Origin of the sequence: Brachyspira pilosicoli (genome assembly GCF_019402445.1) — a bacterium.
Lineage (GTDB): Bacteria > Spirochaetota > Brachyspiria > Brachyspirales > Brachyspiraceae > Brachyspira > Brachyspira pilosicoli_B.
The window spans coordinates 1-7,865 of record NZ_SRZM01000202.1 but is presented as its reverse complement, the minus strand read 5'-3'; the positions used below and the strand labels follow the sequence as shown (position 1 = coordinate 7,865).

Genomic DNA, 7,865 nt, shown 5'->3' with positions numbered 1-7,865 from the left:
AATATCAATAGTTAGTGATTGTATATTATAAGTAATATAATAATATAAAAAAATAAAATTAAATATAGACTATTTTTTTTATTTATATTAATATATAATAAATCCACTAATAATTATTAAGAGATTAATTTTATGAAAATTTTATTAGCTATAACTAGTTCTATATCAGCATATAAAATGCCCTTTCTTGTTAGTATGCTAAAGAAACAAGGACATGAAGTAATATGTGCTGTTACAAAGAATGCAGAATATATGGTAGGTATAAAAGCATTAGAAACTATGAGCGGCAACCATGTTATAAGAGATATGTGGGAAGAAGAAGACCCTCTCACACATATAAACATTAGCAGAAAAACTGATGTATTCTTATTGGCTCCAGCAGATGCTAATACAATATCTAAAATAGCAAATGGTATATGTGATAATACCATCACTACCATAGCATGTGCTTACACTGGAAAAAAGATGTTTGCCCCTGCAATGAATCCTAATATGTGGTTTAATAAAGCAGTGCAGAAAAATGTACACTATTTAATTGATGAACTTGAATATACTATGATAGGTCCAGAAAGCGGAAATATGGCTTGTAATGATACTGGTATAGGAAGACTTGCTAATTTGGAAGAGATAGTAGATAAAGTTGTTAATAACTTCAGTCATTTTAGTTTGAAATATGATAATATAAGATTTACAGTAACATCTGGTGCTACAAAAGAGTGGATAGACCCTATAAGATATATTACAAACAATTCAAGCGGCAAAATGGGAGAAGCTATATATAATGAAATACATCTTGGCGGTGGAGTTACTACATATATAGAAGGCGATGTTAATGAAGAACTTCGTGTGTATGCAAGCGATAAAAAAATAAAAATAGATACTACAGAAGATTTAAAAAATAATGTACTTGCTGAACTAGAAAATACTGATATTTTACTTATGGCGGCTGCTCCTTTAGATTTTAGACCCGCTATTGTATATGATAAAAAAGTAAAAAAACAAAATATTAATGCCATAGAACTCAAACAAAATGATGATATATTAGTTAGTACAAGGGATAAAAAGTCTAAAAACTCTCTTATAGTTTCATTTGCTGCAGAAACCGCCCTCAATGATGAAGAGCTAAAAAATTATGCCATAGAAAAAATGAATAAAAAGGGAGCGGACATGATAGTAGCTAACAATATAAAGGACGCTATTGGAAAAGATACTAATAAAATAACTATCTTTTTCAAAGACGGTAGAGTAAGAAATTTCCCTGTATTAAGTAAAAGGGAATGTGCTAAAGAAATTGTTAGTATTGCTGTTGAAGAATGGAAGAATAAAAATCTTTAATTAAATATAAATAAAAAAATAGGAACAATGAATGAGTTATCTTTATGAAATAAACAACATTAGTAAGATATATGGTCATGGAGGAGGTGCCACAGAGGCATTAAAATCCATTAATCTTACTATAGAAGAAGGAAAACTGACTGCTATACTTGGACCAAGCGGTTCTGGTAAAAGTACACTTTTAAACATACTTGGGGCATTAGATAAGCCTACTGGAGGAAGAGTATTATTTTTGGGAGAAGATATTACTCATTATAGCAATAAACAATTAGCTAAGTTTAGAAGGGAAAATATTGGATTTGTATTTCAAAGCTATAACCTTCTTCCAAATTTAACTGCTTTAGAAAATGTTGAGTTTTCTACAGAAATAACAGGCCTCACTAGAGATAACGCTGAAAATGCTTTAAAACTTTTGGGACTTGAACATAGAATGAAACATTATCCTACAGAATTATCAGGAGGAGAACAACAGAGGGTAAGTATTGCTCGTGCTATAGCGAAAAAGCCAAAAGTTGTATTATGCGATGAGCCTACTGGTGCTTTGGATAATAAAACTGGTATTATGGCTCTTAGGATATTAAGAAACTTAAATAAGGATTTTGGTACTAGTATAGTATTAATTACTCATAGTAAAGAGATTGCTAAAATGGCTGATACGGTTGTTAAGGTTTTAAGTGGGGAAGTGATAGAAAAATATGATGTAGAAAATCCTTTAAATCCTGAAGATATAGAATGGTAATAAAATAATTTTATTAATGGAAAAATAATGGTTAATATAAAAACAAAACTTTTATTTAGAAAAATCAGCAAACAGCTTGCGATATTTATGTCCGCTATTTTTATAGTAACTTTAGCGGTGCTTTTTTTTGTGGCAGTAAAGACAGTATATAGAGATTTTAAACTTACTGCTGAAGAGTATTTTGATAAAAATAATTTAGATGATTTAGTATTATTTGGAATGTTTAGCGAAGATGATATTAAAACTATTGAAGAGATTAATGGTATTGATATGGTGGAAGCTAAACATAGATTTCAGGGCAAAATAGATGATATTGATGCTATTATATATGCTTCAAAGGATAATGAAAATATAATAAATAAACCTTATATATATGACGGAAAAGATAATTTAGAGACTAATGAAATAGCAATTAATAAAAACTTTGCAGATGCCAATTCATTATCTTTGGGAGATGAGGTTGAGGTTATATATAATGATAAAACTAATTCTTTTACAATAGCCGCTTTAGTATCCTACCCTAATTATGTGTTTTTATTTAAAGACGGAGCTTCTACAGCTTCCGAGGCTAAAGATTTTGCTGTTATAGAAATGAATGATGATAACTTTAATTATGTGCCATACAATTCTATATATATAAAGTACAAAGAGAATGTAAATAGAGATAATATAGAACAGCTTATTAGAATAAAATTAAAACAAAAAATATTCTTCTTCACAGATAGAAGTCAATCTGTAAATTACATAAACTATGAACAAACATTGCTTCAAATAGATTCTTTCTCATATATTTCGCCATCTATACTTTTACTTATGGCTATACTTCTTTTATATATTATACAAAGAAGAAATGTTGCTGTTGAAAGAAAACAAATTGGTATAATGAAAGCTATTGGTCTTACAGATTTTTCTATTATGTTTATGTATATCAAATATTCTTTTTTGGTATCATTTTTTGGAATATTGTTAGCTTTTATTGCAAGCAGACTTCTTTTGCCGCCTATATTTAAATCGCTTGGGGCTATATTTGATATGCCTAATTATAATTATCATATATATTGGGATTTATGGATAATATCAACTTTAATAATATTGTTTGTATGTATATTCTCAAATTTGCTTGCAGCTATTTCTATATTAAAATTAAACCCTGCTCAGTCTATGCGTGGAGAGCCTCCAAAAAGTTCTGGTAAAACATTAATAGAGAAATTCAGTATATGGAATAAACTATCATTTAACAGCAGATATGCTATAAAAAATGCTTCAAGAAGTAAAACAAGATATTTAGCATCACTTTGGGGAATGTTTGCTGCAATTAGTATGACTATATTTGCCCAAGGGTTTAATAACTCTTTTGATTATTTCTTATATACTCTATATGAAAAATTTGCTTTATACGATGCTTCTGTTAGCATCACTCCAACAAAATGGGAAGATAACACTGATATACTCACTAATGACAGCATAAAATATTATGACAAGGCTGCCATCTACCAATCAAGGCTATATCCTGCTTTTGATGATGATAGCGAAAGTATTTATTTACCCACTCTAATATATAAAGACGGCTTTTCTTCTCTTGACATACCATATAATGATAGTAGAGAAGATTCTGTAATGATTCCAAAATATTTGGCAGATAAATTAAAAGTAAAAGAAAATGACTATATAGGTATAGAACTATATACTATTGGAAACAGCATATCAAGAAGAGTTAAAGTTAGTAAACTTGTTGAACAGCAGGGTATGTTTTATATTTATATGGATAAAGATTTTGCAGAAGATACTTTTGAAGTACAAAATATTTATAACTCAGTATTTTTAACTTCTAAAGACGATGTTAGTCAAGATGATATAAAAACTATATTAGACGACAGTAGCGAAGTATCATACTACAGCTTTAGAAATGATGAATATCAGGCATATAAAAATCAAATAGCTACAATATATTTACTTGTACAAATACTTATATTTATAGCATTCTTGCTTGGTGCTACATCGCTTTATGGTGTTGGTGTTATTACTTTGGCTACAAGAAGATATGAGTTTACGCTTCTTAAAGTTATGGGCTACACCACTAAAGAAATAATGCTTGCTTCATTAAAAGAAACTATTACTCAAGTGATAATAGCAATACCAACTGGAATATTAGCAGGATATGGTATACTTTATTTGGTTAAGAAACCATTTTCAAGCAAGTTATTTTCATTTGTACCGCATATTTATAATTACAGTTATTTATTAGCAATAGTATTACTTGTTGTTGTAATATTCTTGGTATCTTTGATGAGTATGCATTATGTTAATAAGCTTGATATGGTTGAGGGCTTAAAAGACAGAGAAGAGTAAAAAATCTTCATAAGTATTTTAAGTTTTAGCATATATCTAAACCTCTATATTTTGATAATTTTTATGAATGTATTATCAGCTTTTTAAGAACTTTTAGAACTATTCTACATATACGCTTATCAGTTGGAAAAACCATAACAAATAAAAAAATTAAAAATTAATCAATTAAGTTTTAATTTCTTGCTTACTTTATCTGTAATTTTCTTTGTTCCTTTTGGACCTACTGCTGTGAGAAAAAACTTTTTGTCTTGAAATATATCTTCTATTGCTTTATTTATATCGTTTATGTTGATTTTATCTATTGTGTTATACAAATCTTTATAGGATACATATTTAGAAAAATAAAGCTCATTTCTTGCATTTTTATTCATAGCAAAGCTCGCACTAAATTTGCTAAAAGACATAGAACTTTTATAGCTCTCTTTTGCCTCTTCAAGCTCCTCTTTAGTTATTCTCTCATCTAATAATCTTTCTATTTCATTATATATGCTTATCAATGTTTCTTCATATTTATCTAAACTAGTTGAACCAAATATATCAAAAGTTCCTCCGTTTAGAAATGCAGAATTATTGCTGTATATACTATAGCATAATGCTTTATTTTCTCTTATAGACTGAAATAATCTTGAATATGAACTTCCTCCAAATATATCGTTTACAATGTTCATAGTATATTTTCTTTTGTCGCTTGCATTATATGACGGTGTTATTAATGCAAAATATACTTGATTTAAGTCAGATTTTTCTTTTGAGACTGATTTATAAAAGAAAGGCAATTCTTCATCTGCTTTTAATATATTTTCTTTTAGTTCTAAAGAAGATAATTTATCTATTGCAGATTTTACATTAAAATTACCTGCTATTGATACTATCAAATTATTTGAGTTAAAATGATTTTTAAAATAATTTAATATTTTATCTCTGCTGATATTTTTTATATTTTTAATATTTCCGCCTATAGGAAACTGCATGGACGTACCCTTGTAGGCTTTTGCAAAAAATTGATTAGTCATTATTTCTTCTGGAGAGTCTGATGTCATTTTTAACTCTTCTATAATAACCTTTTTCTCTTTTTTTATATCTTCTTCTCTAAATGCTGAGTTTAATGCTATATTAGATAATGTATCTATTGCTCTGTCAAAATATTTTGATATTATATTTATATAAAAAGAAGTGAAATGTCTTGAAGTATAGGCATTAAATACGCCTCCTACCCCTTCTATATATCTCACTATCTCTTTAGAAGTCATATCATTAGTGCCTTTAAATAGCATATGTTCTATAAAATGTGAATATCCATTTTCTTTTTCAGTTTCATTTGCACTGCCTGTAATAAAGAAAAATCCAACTGAAACTGTTTCTAAAATCGGCATATATTCTAAAATTATTCTTATGCCATTATTTAAGGTTAATCTTTTTACCATTTGTTTATTTCCTAGTTTATTGAAATTAGATTATAATGTATAACATAAGTATTTGCAAATGTTTTAATGATAATTTAAATATTAGTCGATACTATTAGAAAATATTTTAGGAAAATTGGAATGCAAAAATTATTTGGTATTTTTTTATTATTATTTTTTACATTATCTTGTGCTTCAAATATGAAAACAGCTAATAGAAATTATAATAATATATGGATAAAAAAGGTAAAAGGTAAGAGAGTTGTTGCTCCAAATGGATATTTATATACTTTTTTAGATAATGGCGATGTGGAATATAGTTTATTTGGAAAAAAACGCGGTGTAGGTAAGTTTGATTATGCAGAAAGCGAGACTAATGCCTACTATTATGAAGTAACACCTTTAAAAAAAGTTGTACACAATATAAAAACTACTTCAGAGATACCTAATAAAAAAGTTAATATGTATGTAAGTTTTATTTTAGATGGAAATAATATATCAATGACTTCAGATTATACTAGAGCATATTATAATAGATTAAATACTTGGAACAAAAACAATTTAAATCTATATGGTTTTCTTCGCGAAGGTAAAGATATAACAGAATATCCTATACCAAATCCTGATGAAGTAGAGTTTAATAGACCTATTAACTTTGGCGTATTAAGATAATTATTTTTATTATATTATTTTATTTTTTATATTAAAAACTGTTAAATATAGTATAAGAATATTTATCAATTAGGAGATTTTTTTAATATGAATAAGAAAAAAGCAGTTTTAATAGTTGTAGATAGCTGCGGTGTTGGAGCTTTACCTGATGCTAAAGATTTTGGTGATGAGGGAGTAAATACTTTAGCTAATTTGGCTAAGGCATCTGGAGGAATAAGTTTACCTAATTTAGAGAAAATTGGTCTTGGAAATATTATAGATATAGAAGGGGTAGCAAAGGTAGATAATGCAGAAGGCTATTACGGTAAGGCAATGGAGACTTCTAAGGCAAAAGACACAACTACTGGACACTGGGAGATAGCTGGTTTAGTTTCTACAAAGCCTTTTAACACTTATCCTAATGGTTTTCCTGATGTTACTATAAAAGAAATAGAAAAAATGTCTGGAAGGGCTGTTGTATGCAATAAGCCTTATTCTGGAACTGAAGTTATAGATGATTATGCTGATGAACAGTTAAAAAACGGCTCTTTAATAGTGTATACTTCTGCAGACTCTGTGCTTCAAATAGCAGCCCATGAGGAAATCATACCTGTAGATGAGCTTTATAGAATATGTGAAAAGTCTTTAGAGATATGTAATAAATATTCACCTGTTGCAAGGGTTATAGCTCGTCCTTATATTGGCACTAAGGGTAATTATAAGAGAACGGAAAGACGTCATGACTATTCTGTACCTCCAAGCGGTGAAACTATGCTTGATAGGCTCAAAAATAATAATTTGCCTGTTATCGGTATAGGTAAAACTAGCGATATATTCGCTGGCGTTGGTATTACTGAAAATAGATTAACTAACAAAAATAATCTTGATGGTATAGAAAAAACTATTAAGGCTATTAAAGAAGTTGATAATGGTCTTATATTTACTAATTTAGTTGATTTTGATATGCTTTATGGTCATAGAAGAGATTATATAGGCTACAAAAAGGCTTTAGAAGAATTGGATAAATATATACCAGAGATGATTGACAATTTGAATGATGATGACTTGCTTATAATAACAGCCGACCATGGATGCGACCCTACCTACAAAGGAAGCGACCACACGAGGGAATATATACCAATACTTGCTTTTGGAAAGAAATTAAATAAAAATATTAATATAGGCGTAAAAGAATCATTTGTTTCTATAGCCGCTACAATAGAAAAGTATTTGCTTGGACAAACAAAACTTGAAGGTGCTTTTATATAATAAAATGTATTTATATGAATTAATTATAAAAAATAATATTAGAATTAACTAATTATATTTTATGTTTGAGATAGATTATGTATTAATATAAAATGCAGTTCTTTTGGTTCTTTTATACC

At 28.3% G+C, this 7,865-nt stretch carries 6 protein-coding genes; 5 read left to right on the top strand and 1 reads right to left on the bottom strand.

Annotated features, from left to right (window positions below; translation table 11 throughout):
- Positions 1–132 precede the first annotated feature (132 nt).
- Genes coaBC through E6A48_RS07245 form a run of 3 tightly spaced genes read left to right on the top strand, consistent with a single transcriptional unit; the run spans position 133 to position 4,423 of the window.
- Positions 133–1,335, top strand: coding sequence for a bifunctional phosphopantothenoylcysteine decarboxylase/phosphopantothenate--cysteine ligase CoaBC (coaBC, locus tag E6A48_RS07255; protein WP_219709362.1), 1,203 nt, complete (start codon positions 133–135; stop codon positions 1,333–1,335).
- A gap of 31 nt (positions 1,336–1,366) precedes the next feature.
- Positions 1,367–2,074 carry an ABC transporter ATP-binding protein gene (locus E6A48_RS07250; RefSeq protein ID WP_013244637.1) on the top strand — a complete coding sequence of 236 codons (708 nt, stop codon included), beginning with the start codon at positions 1,367–1,369 and terminating at the stop codon, positions 2,072–2,074.
- Between the two features lie 27 nt (positions 2,075–2,101).
- On the top strand, positions 2,102–4,423 hold the full coding sequence (locus E6A48_RS07245; protein WP_219709361.1) for an ABC transporter permease: 2,322 nt from the start codon (positions 2,102–2,104) through the stop codon (positions 4,421–4,423).
- 161 nt (positions 4,424–4,584) lie between these two features.
- Here E6A48_RS07245 and E6A48_RS07240 read toward each other — a convergent pair whose 3' ends face one another.
- Positions 4,585–5,847: a M16 family metallopeptidase gene (locus tag E6A48_RS07240; RefSeq protein WP_219709360.1), complete on the bottom strand. Its 1,263-nt coding sequence runs from the start codon at positions 5,845–5,847 to the stop codon at positions 4,585–4,587.
- A 120-nt stretch (positions 5,848–5,967) separates the two neighbouring features.
- Here E6A48_RS07240 and E6A48_RS07235 point away from each other — a divergent pair, with 120 nt between their 5' ends.
- Together E6A48_RS07235 and E6A48_RS07230 are read left to right on the top strand one after the other, a co-directional pair.
- Positions 5,968–6,498 carry a hypothetical protein gene (locus E6A48_RS07235; protein ID WP_219709359.1) on the top strand — a complete coding sequence of 177 codons (531 nt, stop codon included), beginning with the start codon at positions 5,968–5,970 and terminating at the stop codon, positions 6,496–6,498.
- An 87-nt stretch (positions 6,499–6,585) separates the two neighbouring features.
- On the top strand, positions 6,586–7,746 hold the full coding sequence (locus tag E6A48_RS07230; protein ID WP_219709358.1) for a phosphopentomutase: 1,161 nt from the start codon (positions 6,586–6,588) through the stop codon (positions 7,744–7,746).
- The last annotated feature ends 119 nt before the right edge of the window (positions 7,747–7,865 follow it).